Source organism: Cupriavidus sp. BIC8F (assembly GCF_032465815.1).
Taxonomy (GTDB): Bacteria; Pseudomonadota; Gammaproteobacteria; order Burkholderiales; family Burkholderiaceae; genus Cupriavidus; species Cupriavidus necator.
Map to the genome: position 1 here is coordinate 2339574 of NZ_CP136094.1, position 15085 is coordinate 2354658.

General features: G+C 67.3%; 14 protein-coding genes. 10 read left to right on the top strand and 4 right to left on the bottom strand.

The window, feature by feature from the left end; all coding sequences use genetic code 11:
- Positions 1–146: 146 nt before the first annotated feature.
- Entirely contained in the window at positions 147–1583 is a 1437-nt protein-coding gene (locus tag RS901_RS10955; protein WP_316148803.1) for a PLP-dependent aminotransferase family protein, read from the bottom strand.
- A 175-nt stretch (positions 1584–1758) separates the two neighbouring features.
- Between RS901_RS10955 and RS901_RS10960 the strand changes: the two genes are divergently transcribed.
- Together RS901_RS10960 and RS901_RS10965 are read left to right on the top strand one after the other, a co-directional pair.
- The gene (locus tag RS901_RS10960) at positions 1759–2130 is read left to right on the top strand and encodes a hypothetical protein (protein ID WP_316148804.1); all 372 of its coding nucleotides are present in this window, start codon (positions 1759–1761) and stop codon (positions 2128–2130) included.
- 67 nt (positions 2131–2197) lie between these two features.
- Positions 2198–3823, top strand: a complete 1626-nt coding sequence (locus RS901_RS10965) for an NAD(P)/FAD-dependent oxidoreductase (RefSeq protein WP_316148805.1) — start codon at positions 2198–2200, stop codon at positions 3821–3823.
- On the opposite strand, the gene RS901_RS10970 is transcribed toward RS901_RS10965, so the two are convergent.
- Positions 3820–5085 carry a TIGR03862 family flavoprotein gene (locus tag RS901_RS10970; RefSeq protein ID WP_316148806.1) on the bottom strand — a complete coding sequence of 422 codons (1266 nt, stop codon included), beginning with the start codon at positions 5083–5085 and terminating at the stop codon, positions 3820–3822. The genes RS901_RS10965 and RS901_RS10970 overlap by 4 nt on opposite strands.
- A 90-nt stretch (positions 5086–5175) precedes the next feature.
- On the opposite strand from RS901_RS10970, the gene RS901_RS10975 reads away from it, so the two are divergent.
- Positions 5176–5751: a DUF1415 domain-containing protein gene (locus RS901_RS10975; RefSeq protein WP_316148807.1), complete on the top strand. Its 576-nt coding sequence runs from the start codon at positions 5176–5178 to the stop codon at positions 5749–5751.
- Here the strand turns inward: RS901_RS10975 and RS901_RS10980 are convergent, their stop codons facing one another.
- Both RS901_RS10980 and RS901_RS10985 read right to left on the bottom strand, forming a co-directional pair.
- Positions 5752–6594 carry an SAM-dependent methyltransferase gene (locus tag RS901_RS10980; RefSeq protein ID WP_316148808.1) on the bottom strand — a complete coding sequence of 281 codons (843 nt, stop codon included), beginning with the start codon at positions 6592–6594 and terminating at the stop codon, positions 5752–5754.
- Positions 6595–7098: 504 nt separating this feature from the next.
- On the bottom strand, positions 7099–7395 hold the full coding sequence (locus RS901_RS10985; protein ID WP_316148809.1) for a metalloregulator ArsR/SmtB family transcription factor: 297 nt from the start codon (positions 7393–7395) through the stop codon (positions 7099–7101).
- Between the two features lie 292 nt (positions 7396–7687).
- On the opposite strand from RS901_RS10985, the gene cpaB reads away from it, so the two are divergent.
- Genes cpaB through RS901_RS11020 form a run of 7 tightly spaced genes read left to right on the top strand, consistent with a single transcriptional unit; the run spans position 7688 to position 15007 of the window.
- Entirely contained in the window at positions 7688–8719 is a 1032-nt protein-coding gene (gene cpaB, locus RS901_RS10990; protein ID WP_316148810.1) for a Flp pilus assembly protein CpaB, read from the top strand.
- A gap of 55 nt (positions 8720–8774) precedes the next feature.
- The gene (locus RS901_RS10995; RefSeq protein WP_316148811.1) at positions 8775–10316 is read left to right on the top strand and encodes a type II and III secretion system protein family protein; all 1542 of its coding nucleotides are present in this window, start codon (positions 8775–8777) and stop codon (positions 10314–10316) included.
- Positions 10317–10323: 7 nt separating this feature from the next.
- Complete coding sequence (locus RS901_RS11000; protein WP_316148812.1) at positions 10324–12186, top strand: ATPase, T2SS/T4P/T4SS family; 1863 nt, start codon at positions 10324–10326, stop codon at positions 12184–12186.
- A gap of 9 nt (positions 12187–12195) precedes the next feature.
- Positions 12196–13044 carry a type II secretion system F family protein gene (locus RS901_RS11005; RefSeq protein WP_316148813.1) on the top strand — a complete coding sequence of 283 codons (849 nt, stop codon included), beginning with the start codon at positions 12196–12198 and terminating at the stop codon, positions 13042–13044.
- A gap of 12 nt (positions 13045–13056) precedes the next feature.
- Positions 13057–13938, top strand: coding sequence for a type II secretion system F family protein (locus RS901_RS11010; RefSeq protein WP_316148814.1), 882 nt, complete (start codon positions 13057–13059; stop codon positions 13936–13938).
- Positions 13935–14300, top strand: coding sequence for a DUF192 domain-containing protein (locus RS901_RS11015; RefSeq protein ID WP_316148815.1), 366 nt, complete (start codon positions 13935–13937; stop codon positions 14298–14300). The genes RS901_RS11010 and RS901_RS11015 overlap by 4 nt, the downstream gene beginning before the upstream one ends.
- Positions 14297–15007: a pilus assembly protein gene (locus tag RS901_RS11020; protein ID WP_316148816.1), complete on the top strand. Its 711-nt coding sequence runs from the start codon at positions 14297–14299 to the stop codon at positions 15005–15007. Before RS901_RS11015 ends, RS901_RS11020 begins: the two co-directional genes overlap by 4 nt.
- The last annotated feature ends 78 nt before the right edge of the window (positions 15008–15085 follow it).

Here is a 15085-nt window from a genome sequence, read left to right on the forward strand (position 1 = left end):
GACCTTGGAATGACCAAGGCCGGCGGCCCGCGCCTAGCCTGCGCCGCGCCTGGCTTGAACGCGTCCCCTTCTTCATTATGAAATGGGTTCTTAGGATAGGCGAGGTGCCGGCAAAAGGGGAGGGATATTGCTGGCAGGCGCCAGGGCTAGCCTGCCAGCCGCTGCACGATGGCGGCCAGCGTGCCCAGCGCCCGCTCGATCTGCGCCGAGCGCGGCGTGCCGCAGTTGACGCGCAGGCAGTGGTCGAAGCGTCCGGCGTTGGAGAACATCACGCCCGGCATCACGCGGATGCCGGCCTGCAGCGCCTGGTCGAATACCGCTTCGGACGATACCTGAGCGGGCAGCTCTACCCACAGGTGCATGCCGCCGCGCGGCGAGCCCAGCCGCGTGCCGGCGGGAAAGCTGGCGGCGATGGCCTGCGCGAACCATTCGCGCTGCGCGCGCAGCCGGGTGCGCAGCCGGCGCAGGTGGCGGTCATGCGCGCCGGAAGCCAGGAAGTCAGCGGCCGCCATCTGCGACAGCATCTCGTTGGGCCGCGACAGGCCGAACTTGAGCATCTCCACCCGCGCCTGCCATTTGCCGGCGGCGATCCAGCCCAGGCGCATGCCGGGCGCCAGCACCTTGTGCAGCGAGGCGCAGTGGATCACGTTGCCGCTGCCATCCCAGGCCTTGGCCGCGGCCGGCGGCGCATCGCTGTCGGCGGTGGCCGAGAAGCAGTCGTCCTCGATCAGCGCGATGCCGCGCGCTTCGCACCACTGCACCAGCCGCGCCTTGTGTGCGTCCGGCATGATGCAGCCGAGCGGGTTCTGCAGGTTGGGCACCACCGCCACCGCGCGGATATTGTCGTAGTGCTGCGCGGCCAGCTCCAGCGCCTCCAGCGAGATGCCGGTCTGGGGGCTGCACGGGATCTCCAGCGCGCGCATGCCCAGGCTTTCCAGAATCTGCAGCAGGCCGTAGTAGGTCGGGGACTCCACCGCGATCACGTCGCCCGGGCCTGCCACCGCGCGCAGCGCGAGGTTGAGCGCCTCGGTGCAGCCGTTGGTGATAACGATTTCTTCCGGCGCGAGCTGCACGCGCGCCCGCAACGCCTGGCGCGCCAGCGCGGCGCGCAGCGGCTGGTAGCCTTCGGGCTCGACCGCTTCGCCGAACAGCATCGGATGCCGGCGCAGCGCACGGGTCGCGGCGCTGCGCAGCGCCTCGGTCGGATACAGTGACGGCGCGCAATAGGCGCCGCCAAGGTTGGTATGCACATGCTGGTGCTGGCCACGCGCCAGCAAGCCGGAAATGCGCTGGTGGATGCCGACATACTGCGCCGGATCAGGCAAGGCCGCGGCCGGCTCGGCCAGCGCCACCAGCGGCGAACGCAGCGGTGCCGCGACGAAATAGCCCGAGCGCGGCCGCGCTTCCAGCAAGCCGTCGCTCTCGAGCTGCCTGCATGCCTGCAGCGCGGTGGACAGGCTCACGCTGTGCAACGCCATCAGCGCGCGCACCGACGGCATGCGGTCGCCGGCGGCGAGCGTGCCGGATTCAATGGCGCGGCGGTAGTGGCTGGCAACCTGGCGGTAGAGCGGGGTGGTGTCCATGGGGGGATCGTGGCGTGGTCGGCCGCATCGGTACAGATACAGAAGCGGGGCCCCTGTATCGTAACAGCCCGAAATCCTGGTTGCTGTTCCGGTCCAGGCAGTACACCGGTGTGCCTGCCGCACGCGCTGGCCGGTCGATAGGCTGGAGTCCTGTGCCTGTTACCGGAGTCCTGTCATGCAAAGCGATCTCAACGACACTTCAACCGTGATGCCGCTGGCGGCCGGCCAGAGCCTGCGCATGCGCGTGGCGGCGGGCACCGTGCTGCATGCCGGCGTGGGGGAACTGGAGGTGGCCGGGCCGCCGCAATGGCTGGCCGATTCCTGCTACGTACCGCGGCGGCGCCTGCGCGCGGGCGACACGTGGATCGTGCCCGCGCGCGGCTGGCTGGCGGTGTCGGCAAGCCGTGCCGGCGCGCTCTCGGTCACGGCCCCGCCGGGGTGGCTGCCCCGGCTGCAAGCCTGGCTGGCGTTGTCCTGGCGCCGCACCGGCCCGGCTCGCCAGCCCGTATCCCGCCCGATTCCCGACTCCGCGCCCGAAAGACTATAAAATTGCGCTCCGGCCGGCCTGGCACATTGGTGTGCCCAACCCCCCGGCCGCAGTTCTCGGGTTCCCCATGCTACGTCTAAGTGAAGTCAAACTCCCGCTCGACCATACCGAAAGCGACCTGGACGCCGCCGTGCGCACCAGCGCCGCGCAGATCGGCGTCAAGGGAGACGGCCTGATCGGCTATACCGTGTTCCGCCGTGCCCACGATGCGCGCAAGCGCTCGGATATCAAGCTGACCTACATCATCGATATCGAGGTGCGGGATGAGGCCGCCGCCATCCAGCGCATGGCCGGCAAGCCGCACTGGAGCGTGACGCCCGACATGGCGTACCACTTCGTAGCGCGCGCCGAGGCGGGCAGCGCGCATCCGCGCCCGGTGGTGATCGGCATGGGCCCGTGCGGCCTGCTGGCCGGGCTGATCCTGGCGCAGTCGGGCTTCCGCCCCATTATCCTGGAGCGCGGCAAGGCAGTGCGCGAGCGCACCAGGGACACCTTCGGCCTGTGGCGCAAGAGCGTGCTCAATCCGGAGTCGAACGTGCAGTTTGGCGAAGGCGGTGCGGGCACGTTCTCGGACGGCAAGTTGTACAGCCAGATCAAGGACCCGAAGCACTATGGCCGCAAGGTGCTCAACGAGTTCGTGCGCGCCGGCGCGCCGGAAGACATCCTGTACAAGGCACGCCCGCATATCGGCACCTTCCGGCTCGTGAGCATGGTCGAGAAGATGCGCGCCGAGATCACCGAGCTGGGTGGCGAGATCCGCTTCGAGACGCGCGTGGACGATATCGACATCGACGGCGGCAAGGTGCGCGGCCTGAAGCTGTCCACCGGCGAATACCTGGAAGCCGACCACGTCATCATGGCGGTGGGCCACAGCGCGCGCGACACCTTCGAGATGCTGCATGAGCGTGGCGTGTTCATGGAGGCCAAGCCGTTCTCGCTGGGTTTCCGCATCGAGCATCCGCAGGGGCTGATCAACCGCAGCCGCTTCGGCAAGTTCGCCGGCAACAAGCTGCTGGGCGCGGCCGACTACAAGGTCGTGCATCACTGCAGCAACGGGCGTTCGGTGTACAGCTTCTGCATGTGCCCGGGCGGCACGGTGGTGGCGGCTGCTTCCGAGCCGGGCCGCGTGGTGACCAATGGCATGAGCCAGTACAAGCGTGCCGAGCGCAACGCCAATGCCGGCATCGTGGTCGGCATCACGCCCGAGGACTACCCCGGCGGCCCGCTCGCCGGCATCGAATTCCAGCGCAAGTGGGAAGCGCGCGCGTTCGAGCTGGGCGGCAGCAACTACTGCGCGCCGGGCCAGCTGGTGGGCGATTTCATCGCGGGCCGGGCATCGACCGCGCTGGGTTCGGTCGAGCCCTCGTACAAGCCCGGCGTGACACCGACCGACCTGAGCACGTCGCTGCCTGACTACGTGATCGCGGCGATCCGCGAGGGCATTCCCGAGATCGACAAGAAGCTGCCTGGCTTTGCCCTGCATGATGCCGTGCTGACCGGGGTGGAGACGCGCACCTCGTCGCCGCTGCGCATCCGCCGCAACAACGATGACTACCAGAGCATCAATGTGAAGGGCCTGTACCCGGCGGGCGAAGGCGCGGGCTATGCCGGCGGCATCTACTCCGCGGCGATCGACGGCATTGAAGTGGCCGAGGCCGTGGCGCTCAGCATCGTCGGCGGCAAGGCCGCCTAAGCCTGCTGCAGGTAAGCCGCGGCCCCAAGCGCCGCGGTGCGCCCGCTGGCAAAGCACGCCGTCAGCAGGTAGCCGCCGGTGGGCGCTTCCCAGTCCAGCATCTCGCCCGCGCAGAACACGCCCGGCAGCGCGCGCAGCATCAACCCTTCATCCATCGCTTCGAAGCGCACGCCGCCAGCGCTGCTGATCACTTCGTCGATGGGCCGCGGGCGCAGCAGGCGCAGCGGCAGCGCCTTGATCGATGCGGCCAGCGTGTCGGCGTCGTGCATCGCTTCCTTCGACAGGCATTCACGCAGCAGCCCGGCCTTGACGCCGGTGAGGCCGAGCCGGCTTTGCAGGTGGCTCGACAGCGAGCGCGCGCCGCGCGGATGTCTTACCTGCGCGCTGACGTGCTCGGCGCTGTGCGCCGGCAGCAGGTCCAGGTGGATGGTGGCGTCGCCATCGGCTTCGATGCGGTCGCGGATTGGTGCGGACAGCGCGTAGACCAGGCTGCCTTCGATGCCGGTTGCGCTGATGACGAACTCGCCCTGGCGATAGTGCGCGTGTTCATCGCGGTCGGCCAGGGCGATGGCGACGGGCTTGACCGGCTCACCGGCAAAGCGCTCGGCAAATGCCTCGCTCCACGCTACATCGAAGCCGCAGTTGGCGGGCCGCAGCGGCGCAATCTCGACGCCGCGCTCGGCCAGCCGCGGCACCCATGTGCCATCCGATCCCAGTCTTGCCCAGCTGGCGCCGCCCAGCGCCAGCACCACTGCGCGTGCCTGCACGACCGTTTCACCGTGCGGCGTGGCAAAGCGCAGCGCATGCGGCACGCCCTCGTCCCAACCCAGCCAGCGGTGACGCATATGGAACTGCACGCCGGACTCGCGCAGGCGGTGCAGCCACGCGCGCAGCATCGGCGCGGCCTTCATGTCGGTCGGGAAGACGCGGCCGGAACTGCCGATGAAGGTTTCGATGCCAAGCCCGTGCACCCAGTCGCGCAGGGCCTGCGGGCCGAAGCCCGCCAGCATTGGTGCAATCTGCGCCGTGCGGGCGCCATAGCGACCCAGGAAGGCCGGCTCCGGCTCCGCATGGGTCAGGTTCATGCCGCCCTTGCCGGCCATCAGGAACTTGCGCCCGACCGACGGCATGGCGTCGTAGACGGCCACGCTGGCCCCCTGCGCCGCCAGCACTTCGGCCGCCATCAGCCCGGCCGGACCGCCGCCGATGACGGCAACGTCTAGGCTGGCTTGAGAAGGGGAGGAAGTGGCGGAAGAGGGCATCAGGAGGCTCGGCAGGGGGCGGGGTGTTTCCGCCGCGGATTATAGAGCCTGCGGCAGCGCTAGAATGACGGTTTGCCGCGCCTTGCCATCATGACCTCCGCCACTCACTCCGCAGACTCCGTCATCGCCGCCACCCGCCACTGGCTGGAGCGCGCCGTGATCGGGCTCAACCTGTGCCCGTTCGCCAAGAGCGTGTATGTGAAGGAGCAGGTGCGCTACGTGGTCAGCACCGTCACCGAGGCGCCGGACGTGATGGACGAGCTGGAGCGCGAACTGCGCCTGCTGGCAGACGCCGACCCCGATCAGATCGACACCACGCTGCTGATCCTGCCCGATACGGTGGCGGACTTCCTCGACTTCAACGACCTGCTGTACTTCGCCGAGCGCCTGCTCGGCAGCCTCGGGCTGGAAGGCACGCTGCAGATCGCCAGCTTCCATCCGCAGTACCAGTTTGCCGGGACCGAGCCGGACGATATCGAGAACTACACCAACCGCGCGCCGTATCCGATCCTGCACCTGCTGCGCGAGGATTCCATCGCCCGCGCGGCGGCGGCGTTTCCGGATGCGGCCGACATCTACGAGCGCAACCAGGCCACCATGCGCCGTCTGGGCCACGAGGGCTGGCGGCGCTGGATGGCGGGCGAGGACGAGCCCGAGAAAGGCTGATTACGCAGCCGGCACCGGCGCGGTAAAGAAGCGTTCGCGCATCTCTTCCAGCCCCAGCCTTTCCAGCACCTCTTCCAGCCGCTCGGCCGGGCGGCGGCGCGGCAGGTCCTTGTACTGCGCGATGATCAGCTCGTTCTTCATCGAGTGTTCCCAGCCCACCAGTTCGGTCACGCTGACCTGGTAGCCGTGCGCCTCCAGCTGCAGGCAACGCAGCACATTGGTCACCTGGCTGCCGAACTCGCGCGTGTGCAGCGGATGGCGCCAGATCTCCGTCAGCGGATTGCCCGCCAGCAGCTTGCCCTTGTGCTTGCGCAGCACGCTGGCCACCTCGGCCTGGCAGCAGGGCACCAGCACGATATGGCGGGCCTGCTTGGCCAGCGCAAAGCGGATCGCGTCGTCGGTCGCGGTATTGCACGCATGCAGCGCGGTGACGACGTCGACGGTGGGCGGCAGCTGCGGCGACGTGATCGAATCCGCCACCGACAGGTTCAGGAACGACATCCCCGGAAAACCCAGCCGCGCGGCCAGCGCCTGCGAGGTCTTCACCAGTTCTTCACGGGTTTCGATGCCGAAGATGTGCGAATCGTCCTGCAGCGCCTTGAAGAACAGGTCGTACAGGATAAAGCCCAGGTACGACTTGCCGGCACCGTGGTCCACCAGCGTGACGCGGCCGTGCTCGGCCTTGACCTCTTGCAGCAGCGGTTCGATGAACTGAAACAGGTGGTAGACCTGCTTGAGCTTGCGCCGGCTGTCCTGGTTCATCTTGCCGTCGCGCGTCAGGATATGGAGTTCCTTGAGCAGTTCGATGGACTGGCCGGGGCGAATTTCGTGGGTATTTGACATGAGGGGGACTGCACAGGCTGCGGGACGCGGCGCGTCCCGGAATGGCGACAGTTTACCGAAAAGTTCTGAAGGGCCCCTGAGTGACGTGGACCTCACCGGCTCGGGCGTGGTGCGGCGGGGTCGTCGGCGCCGCCAGCACAGGCGGGCTTGAGCGAGATTGGGAGCCGGCGCCGGATTAAATGGTAAAAATATTAAAAATGCTTGATTGCTGCCCATTCCGGAATGATTGCGTTCCACCAGCCCTCCGGCCGCTGGGCTTCGGCCAAAAAGGTGGCAAAAAGCAGTAATCGATTGCATTTCCCGTCAGCGGCCGTGTGTTGCACATGGGCCAAGGCTGATTTCCGAACTCTGCAATGATCCCGAAACAACATAATTGACACGATTTGTGTCATGAGCTCGTAACGCGCAAATTTGGCAGAGGCGGATGGCGGGCTGACGTGCCGGGTTGGATGCGGTGACGCGGTGGAGCGGTACGCCCGGCGCCGCGCCGCCGGGACGTTGCCCTTACTGCAAGGAAGCGCATTTCCCGCCGAGAAATGCGAGGACTGAGGAAATGCCTTCGGAGGTGGCGGAGTAAATCATAAACCGGCCTTGCTGCCGGCTTTTAACCAATCCCGTCCTGACCAGTTCCTTCAAATGGAATGTTACGGAGGATGGGGTTAAATCGGAGGACGCGGAGATAATACCCGCCGGTATTCCTGCCGGTCCCGAATCGGCGAGCAGCAAAAATATCCTGAGCCGATTTTCCTGCGCTAACGCCCCGAGTATTTCCACTGCGTTCTTTATATCCAGTTCTGCCATTTTTTTGCTTCTTTATTTTATGCCGCGGGCAGCTGGCAGGGGCGGTATGACTGCCCCGGTTCGCCTTGAAGTCCAGCAGGCAGGCCGCATGCGGCCTGCCGCCCGTGGCGCGGCTTGTCATCCGTAAATCAACACTCAATAGCACCCCATTGCTGGCAATGTGCCGGTTCCGAGAATAGTTCTTAGCATGCTGGCCGCGGCGTTCAGGTCCTTCTTTCAGGCGTACAGCTTTTCCCTGTCACTTCCCTGACGCATTGCCACCGGGCGGCGTCTGGCCACTGCAAGCACATTCATGCTGAAGAAAATCAAGATTCGTTCAATCATCGGGAATCCCTGGGTCGTCCTTGTCATCGCCGTGCTGGTCGCCGGCCTGCTGACACTGTGGATCTACCGCTTCCTGAGCGGGCGCGAAGCGGTGCTGAAAGAGCAGTTGGCCGCGCAGCTGAACGAGGGCCGCCGCGTGGCCGTCATGGTGCCGGTGCGCAACGCCGCGCCGGGCACGATGATCGACGGCAATGGCTTCGCGGCGCGGGAGATTCCGGCCGACCTGGTCTACGAAGACATGATCCTGGCGAGCAGCTTCGACAAGGTGGCGAACCTGCGCCTGGTGCGCCAGGTGCGGCAGGGCCAGCCGGTGCGGCGCGCGGACGTGGAAGCGCTGCAGTCGCGCGATTTCTCCGACCTGCTCAAGCCCGGCAAGCGCGCCTTCACCATCGAGGTCGACATGGTCAACTCGACGGCCAAGATGCTCAAGCCGGGCAACCATGTCGACCTGTTCCTGATCAGCTCTACCTCGCCCACCGCGGCTGGCACCGACAAGCAGACCGCGCGCCTGCTGATGTCGGACATGCTGGTGCTGGCCACCGGCCAGGACGTGCGCCCGCGCGACTATGGCGAAGCCATGGCGGCGCAGGCCGCGGAGGGCGGGGAAGGCATGGAGACCAACCCTGACTACGACAGCCTCACGCTGATGGTGTCGCCCGAACAGGCGGCGCGGCTGGCGCTGGCGCAGAAGGTCGGCAGCCTGCGCGCGGTGCTGCGCAATGCGGCCGACAAGACCGCGACCCCGCAGATCGCGGTCAGCGAGCACGCGCTCTTTGCCGGTGGCGACGAAGCGGCCATCGAATACATCGTCGGTGGCCGTTCCGCGGGCGCCAACATGATCTCCAAGCTGCCCACCGCGCAGGACATCGGCAACGCCATTTCTTCGGCGCTGGCCAATGGGGGCTCCATGGGCGGCTCCGCGGGCGGCATCGCCCAGGCCCAGCAGGGCGCGGTTGCCAACGCCGCCAACGCCATGGCGGGCCGGCCGGCCTCGCGTTGAGCGTGGCCGCAGCACGACATCAAATTATCCAGAACACCAACTGACGGAACACGCAATGGATGGGTCTTTCGCGCAGCCCGGCGGCAACGCCGCGTGCCTGCAGGCGGTCACGGTACACAGAGCACCGGACGGGAAAACGGGTAAGGGGGCGTGCCGCGCGGCGCGCGAGGGGATGGCTGCACTGGTGGCAGCCGCGTTGGCCTCGGGGGCCTGGGCCGCCGAGCTCGTGACCACCGCGGCCCGCACTGGCGCGCAGCCGCCGTCGTACGAGGTGCCGGCGCGCTTTGGCGCGATCGAGCTGTTCAAGGGCGAGGTGCGCGCGCTCGAGGTGCCGGGCACCATCAAGCGCGTGGCCATCGGCAACGGCGCGCTGGTCAGCAGCACGGTGGTCGACGGCCGCCTGCTGCTGCTGGCCGAGGAAATCGGCACCACCGGCCTGATTGTCTGGAACGAGCGCGGCGTGGCGCTGCAGGGCAAGCTGCGCGTGGCGCCGGCCGATACCGCCGACGTGGCCCAGCGCCTGCGGGCGTCGCTGGGCAGCGTGCGCGGCCTGAAGGTCGAGGTGGTGGGTCCCAGCGTGGTGCTGTCGGGCATCGTCGATCCGCAGATGGTGCCGCTGATCAAGACCGCCACCTCGGGCCTGGACAGCGTGGTCAACCTGGTGCGCGCCGACGAGGGCGATGCCCTGAAGAAGACCGTGCACTTCAAGGTGCACATCATGGAGATCACCCGGCGCGGCATGGAGAAGCTGGGCATCGCCTGGCAGCAGAGCTTCAACGGGCCGCAGATTGCGTTCGCGGGCAATCCTGTGCACACCGGGCGCTATCGGACGCTGCCGTCCACCGATGCGGCCACCTTCACCGATACCCCGAGCCAGGTGGCCGGCGCCGCCAGCGGTTTCTATCTCGGCATTGCCACGACCATCTTCTCGCGCATCAACCTGGCCATCTCCGACGGCGATGCCTACGTGCTCGCCGCGCCGGAGCTCAACAGCAAGAGCGGCGGGCTGGCCACCTTCCTGGCCGGCGGCGAAGTGCCGATTCCCAAGGCCGGCGCGTTCGGCACCACCGACGTGGACTACAAGCCGTACGGCATCAAGCTCAACATCCGCCCGGCGGTGAACGTCGACAACGTCATCTCCACCACGCTGGAAACCGAGATCAGCCAGATCGATCCGTCGGTGTCGTTCGGCGGCTTCCCGGCCTTCCTGACGCGCCGCACCACCTCCGAGACTTCGATCCGCGCGGGCGAAACGCTGGCGATCTCGGGGCTGGTCAATGCCGATGCATCCAAGGCCGTCGACAAGGTGCCGCTGCTGGGCAGCATCCCCATCCTCGGGCGATTGTTCCGTTCCGACGAATTCCGCAACAACAAGAGCGACCTGGTCATCTTTGTCACCCCCGTGGTCTATGACCCGGCCAGCCCGGAAAACGCCGCGCTGCTGCAGCGTGGTGCGGATGTCGATGCCAACTACCGCCACCGCTTCGGCGAGCCGAGCCCGCTGCCTGCGGCGAATGCCGTGCGCGAGCAGGAAGTGATGGAGCAGAAGCGGCCGCCGCTGCCGCCGCCCGGCGTCGACCCGATGAACGGGGGCTGACCCAGCCATGCTCAATATCCGCCTGCAGCAGCGCAATGGCAGCGCCGAGGTGATCCATGTCAAGGGGCCTGGCTGCACCATCGGCAAGGATCCCGGCTGCGACATCGTCCTCAAGGGCCTGCTGATCGGCAAGGTCCACGCCCGCATCGAAGGACACAACGGCGGCTGGTATATCGAGGATCAGGGCGGCATTGCCTCGACGCTGATCAACGGCAACCCGATCACGCGCTATGGCCCGCTGGCGGCGGCCGACCAGATCGAGATCGGCGGGTTCGTGCTGTCGGTCGTAGCCGAGCCGGGGCGTGCGGGAACGGGCGCGGCGGCGCAGCCATCGCCGCCGCAGCAGAACCACACTCAACCGCAGCAGGATGCTCCGGCGCCTCAGGCGGCGGTGTCGGTGCCCATGCCTGTGCCGCCTCCGTCGCCGCCACGGGAGGCGGTGACCCTGGCGCCATCGCCCCAGGCAAGCGTGCCGGTGCTGCGCGACGCCGTGCCCGCACCCAGGCCGCCGGCGCCTGCGCCGATACCAGCGCCGGTGGCCGCCAGACCTGCGCTGGTGCCGCCGGCCGACGAGGCATTGCGCGCGCCCATCAACTCGCTGCGCGGCGTGGAACTGCGCAAGCAGGCGCACCAGCGCCTGATCGCGGCACTCGACCTGCGCCGCGTGAATGTCGCGCGCATGGACGAGGACGAACTGCGCGAACTGGTGGGCTCGCTGCTGGATGACATCCTGAAGGAGAGCGTGTTCCGCAGCCAGGAGATCCCGCTGGACGCGCTCAAGCAGAGCGTCTTCGACGAAGTGATCGGGCTGGGTCCGCTCGAAGAGCTGCTGGACGATGACGCAGTCTCGGAAATCATGGTCAACTGCCATGACGAGATCTTTGTCGAGCGCGCCGGCAGGCTGACGCGTTCACCAGTGATCTTTACCGACGACCGCGCCGTGCTGGGCGCCATCGAGCGCATCGTCGCGCCGCTGGGCCGGCGCATCGATGAAAGCTCGCCGATGGTCGATGCGCGCCTGCCCGATGGCTCGCGCGTGAACGCGGTGATCCCGCCGCTCGCCCTCAAGGGACCGAACATCACCATCCGGAAGTTCTCGCGCAAGAAGCTCAGGGGCGAAGACCTGGTCGCCTTCGGCTCGCTGTCGCCCGAGATGCTGGAGTTCCTGCGCACCGCCGTGGAGCGGCGCGCGAATATCGTGATCTCCGGCGGCACGGGCTCGGGCAAGACCACGCTGCTGAACGTGCTGTCGAGCTTTATCCCGGACGACGAACGCATCGTCACGGTCGAGGATGCGGCCGAGCTGCAGCTGTCGCAGCCCAACCTGGTGTCGCTGGAGGCGCGGCCCCCCAATATGGAAGGCAAGGGCGCGGTGACAATCCGCGACCTGGTCAAGAACTGCCTGCGCATGCGCCCGGACCGCATCGTCGTCGGCGAATGCCGGGGCGGGGAAGCGCTGGACATGCTGCAGGCCATGAACACCGGCCATGACGGCTCGCTGACCACGGCCCACGCCAACTCGCCGCGGGACTGCCTGTCGCGTCTTGAAGTGATGACGCTGATGGCGGGCCTGGACCTGCCGGTGCAGGCCATTCGCGAGCAGGTCTGCTCGGCGGTCGACGTGATCGTGCAGCAGACCCGCTTTTCCTGCGGCTCGCGGCGCGTGACGCATATCACCGAGGTCAGCGGCATGGAAACGGGCGTGGTGCAGCTGCAGGACGTGTTCATGTTCCGCGAGGAAGGCTACGGTGCCGACGGCAAGGTCAAGGGGCGCTATGTCGCCACCTCGTACATCCCGGATTTCTACCAGGACCTGATCCGCCGCGGCATCCAGGTCAATACGGGCATCTTCACCGCCCGCGACGAGTAAGGAGGCGATATGAACCTTGCCCTGGTGCTGTGCGGCGCCTTCCTGATGACCGTGCTGATTGCGTGGGCCGTGCTGTCGCAGGGCAAGCGCTGGTTCGTGCGGCACACGCAGACGCTGGCGACCGAGGTCGAGGCCTCGCTGGCCGATCTCTTTATCTTCATCAATATGCGGCAGGTGGCCGGCATCTCGGTGGTGGCGGTTTTCGCGCTGCCGCTGCTGACCTGGCTGGTTTCGCAGAACGTGTTCTTCGCGGTGCTCAGCATTCCGGTGAGCCTGCTGCTGCCGCGCGCGCTGGTGAAGAAGATGCAGCGCAAGCGCCTGATGGCCGTCGAAGACCAGATGCCCGATGCGCTGCTGATGATGTCGAGCGCGCTGCGCGCCGGCGCCAGCTTCCCGATGGCGCTGGAAAGCGTGGTGGCCGAGTCGCGGCCGCCGATCTCGCAGGAGTTCGACCTGCTGATGCGCGAAGTCCGGCTTGGCGTGGACCTGATGGACGCGCTGCGCAATATGGAAAAGCGCATCCCGGTGCCCGACTTCCTGATGGTGACCGCAGCCATCACGATCTCGCGCGAGGTGGGCGGCAACCTGGCCGAGACGCTGGAGTCGGTGGCGCGCACGCTGCGCGAGAAGCACCAGATGGAAGGCAAGATCCGCGCGCTGACCGCGCAGGGCAAGATGCAGGGCCTGGTGATGACGGGCTTGCCGCTGTTCCTGATCGTGGTGCTGAACCACATGGAGCCGGTGGCGATGGCGCCGCTGTTCAATTCGCCGATCGGCTGGGGCACGCTGTCCGTGATCGCGGTGATGGAGCTGCTTGGCTACAAGGCGATCAGCAAGATCACCCATATCGATGTCTGACCGGGGCCGACCATGATGCTCGTTGTTGCCTTCGCCCTTGCCGCCGGCCTGGTCGGCGTGCTGGCCGCCACCACCATGGCCATGCGCCGCCTCACCGTGGCCGTGCCCGACGAGGCGCGCGACTATCTCGACCCGCTGCCGCCGTCGCTGCGCGCGGTCTGGCCGGTGGTGCGCTTCTTCGACCACCATTTCGTCTGGATCACGCCGAAGTCGCTGCGCGCCGCGGTGGACGAGCAGCTGCGCCTGACGGGCATGTCGTTCCTGATGACGGCGCGCCAGTTTCTGTCACTGTCGATCGTTTCGGCGCTGGCGTTCTGCCTGCTGGCGGGCATTGCCATGCTGGGGCTGGGCGCGTTCTCGCCGCTGCTGCTGCTTGCCGCCGGTGCGCTGGGCTTCTTCTATCCACGCATCTGGCTGCGCGACGTGCGCAAGCGCAACCTGCTGCAGATCACGCGCCACCTGCCGGTGTTTCTGGATTTCCTGACACTGAGCGTGGAGGCGGGCCTGAACATCAACGGCGCCCTGCTGCAGGCGGTTGAGAAGGGGCCGGAGGGCCCGCTGCGGCGCGAGTTCGAGCACGTGCTGCGCGACCTGAAGTCCGGCCTGAGCCGCGCCGATGCGCTGCGCCGCATGGATGACCGCCTGCGCGTGAAGGAGGTCACCAATTTCGTCGGTGCCGTGATCCAGGCGGAACGCATGGGCTCGGGGCTGGCCGCCACGCTGCGCTTCCAGTCGGAGCAGCGGCGCACCGAGCGCTTCCAGCGCGCCGAGAAGCAGGCCATGGAAGCGCCGGTCAAGCTGATCTTTCCGCTGGTGGTGTTCATCTTCCCGGTCACCTTCATCGTGCTCGGCTTCCCGATCGTGATGAAGTTCATGCAGGAAGGGCTGCTGTGAGGCAGGCGCGCCTCTACCTGCGGGCCAGCCACGGAACGCTCGACACCGGCGTGCGCGTCTCGGTGGCCGCCACCGCGCGCGAGCGCATGGCGGGACTGCTCGGCCGCGAATCCGTGGCGCCGGATGAGGCCCTGTTGCTGTCCCCGTGTGGCGCGGTACACACCTTTGGCATGCGCATGTCGATCGACGTGGTCTTTCTCGACAAGCGGCAGCGCGTGCTGGCGGTGCACCCATGGGTCGGGCGCCAGCGTGTGCGCGCCCACTGGCGCGCGCGCCACACGCTCGAGCTTGGCGCGGGGCGCGCGGCGGCGCTGGGGATTGCGCCGGGCCAGACCCTGGAGATGCGGGAGGAGGGACCATGATCCACAAGCCGATGCATGCGGCGCGGCGCGGGGCACGGGGACAGTCCGCGGTGGAATTCCTGATCATCGCGCCGGCGCTGCTGTTGCTGTGCCTGGGCGTGATCCAGTTCGGGCTGCTGTACCAGGCCAAGGCCACGCTCGACCACGCCGCCTTGCAAGCCGCGCGGGAAGGCGCCGTCGACCACGGGCGGCTGGCGAGCATGCGCAAGGGGCTGGCACTGGGGCTGACGCCGCTGTTCGTGCGCTCCGCCGACCGTACCGCGCATGCCACCGGCTATGCCAAGGCCCAGTTCGAAGCCCGCACCCAGGCCAAGATCGACGTGCTGAACCCGACGCCGGCGGCGCTGCAGGATTTCGGACGAAGCGGCTATTACGCCGGCAAGACCACGCGGGAGATCCCCAACGACAGCCTGATGTACCGCGCCACCAGCGCGGGGCCGTCCTCGGGCCTCAATATCCAGGACGCCAACCTGCTGAAGATCCGGGTCACGTACTGCTATGAAATGTTCGTGCCATTTGCCGACCGCACCATCTACTCGCTGGTCAACGGTATCCGCAATTTCGTTGCAACCGGTTCGTACGGTGGCATGGAGGTCCCGACCACGCCCAATTTCTGCACCGGACGGGCCACGCTGGCGTCGGAATGGCGCATCCCGCTCGAGTCCGAGGCGATCGTGCGGATGCAATCGCCGTATCGCGGCAACTGACGGATCCGCAGCCGCCATTTTTGTAAGTATTTGTGAAAATTTGCCGGGATAAGCCCGAAGACACCGATGCCAGAATCG

What these genes read in the sequence shown, in the direction of transcription:
- RS901_RS11020 (WP_316148816.1), top strand. Translation starts at nt 14,297, where the DNA reads ATGATCCACAAGCCGATGCATGCGGCGCGGCGCGGGGCACGGGGACAG.
- RS901_RS10955 (WP_316148803.1), bottom strand. Translation starts at nt 1,583, where the DNA reads ATGGACACCACCCCGCTCTACCGCCAGGTTGCCAGCCACTACCGCCGC.
- RS901_RS10965 (WP_316148805.1), top strand. Translation starts at nt 2,198, where the DNA reads ATGCTACGTCTAAGTGAAGTCAAACTCCCGCTCGACCATACCGAAAGC.
- RS901_RS10985 (WP_316148809.1), bottom strand. Translation starts at nt 7,395, where the DNA reads ATGGCAGAACTGGATATAAAGAACGCAGTGGAAATACTCGGGGCGTTA.
- RS901_RS11005 (WP_316148813.1), top strand. Translation starts at nt 12,196, where the DNA reads ATGAACCTTGCCCTGGTGCTGTGCGGCGCCTTCCTGATGACCGTGCTG.
- cpaB (WP_316148810.1), top strand. Translation starts at nt 7,688, where the DNA reads ATGCTGAAGAAAATCAAGATTCGTTCAATCATCGGGAATCCCTGGGTC.
- RS901_RS10975 (WP_316148807.1), top strand. Translation starts at nt 5,176, where the DNA reads ATGACCTCCGCCACTCACTCCGCAGACTCCGTCATCGCCGCCACCCGC.
- RS901_RS10995 (WP_316148811.1), top strand. Translation starts at nt 8,775, where the DNA reads ATGGATGGGTCTTTCGCGCAGCCCGGCGGCAACGCCGCGTGCCTGCAG.
- RS901_RS10960 (WP_316148804.1), top strand. Translation starts at nt 1,759, where the DNA reads ATGCAAAGCGATCTCAACGACACTTCAACCGTGATGCCGCTGGCGGCC.
- RS901_RS10970 (WP_316148806.1), bottom strand. Translation starts at nt 5,085, where the DNA reads ATGCCCTCTTCCGCCACTTCCTCCCCTTCTCAAGCCAGCCTAGACGTT.
- RS901_RS11000 (WP_316148812.1), top strand. Translation starts at nt 10,324, where the DNA reads ATGCTCAATATCCGCCTGCAGCAGCGCAATGGCAGCGCCGAGGTGATC.
- RS901_RS11010 (WP_316148814.1), top strand. Translation starts at nt 13,057, where the DNA reads ATGATGCTCGTTGTTGCCTTCGCCCTTGCCGCCGGCCTGGTCGGCGTG.
- RS901_RS10980 (WP_316148808.1), bottom strand. Translation starts at nt 6,594, where the DNA reads ATGTCAAATACCCACGAAATTCGCCCCGGCCAGTCCATCGAACTGCTC.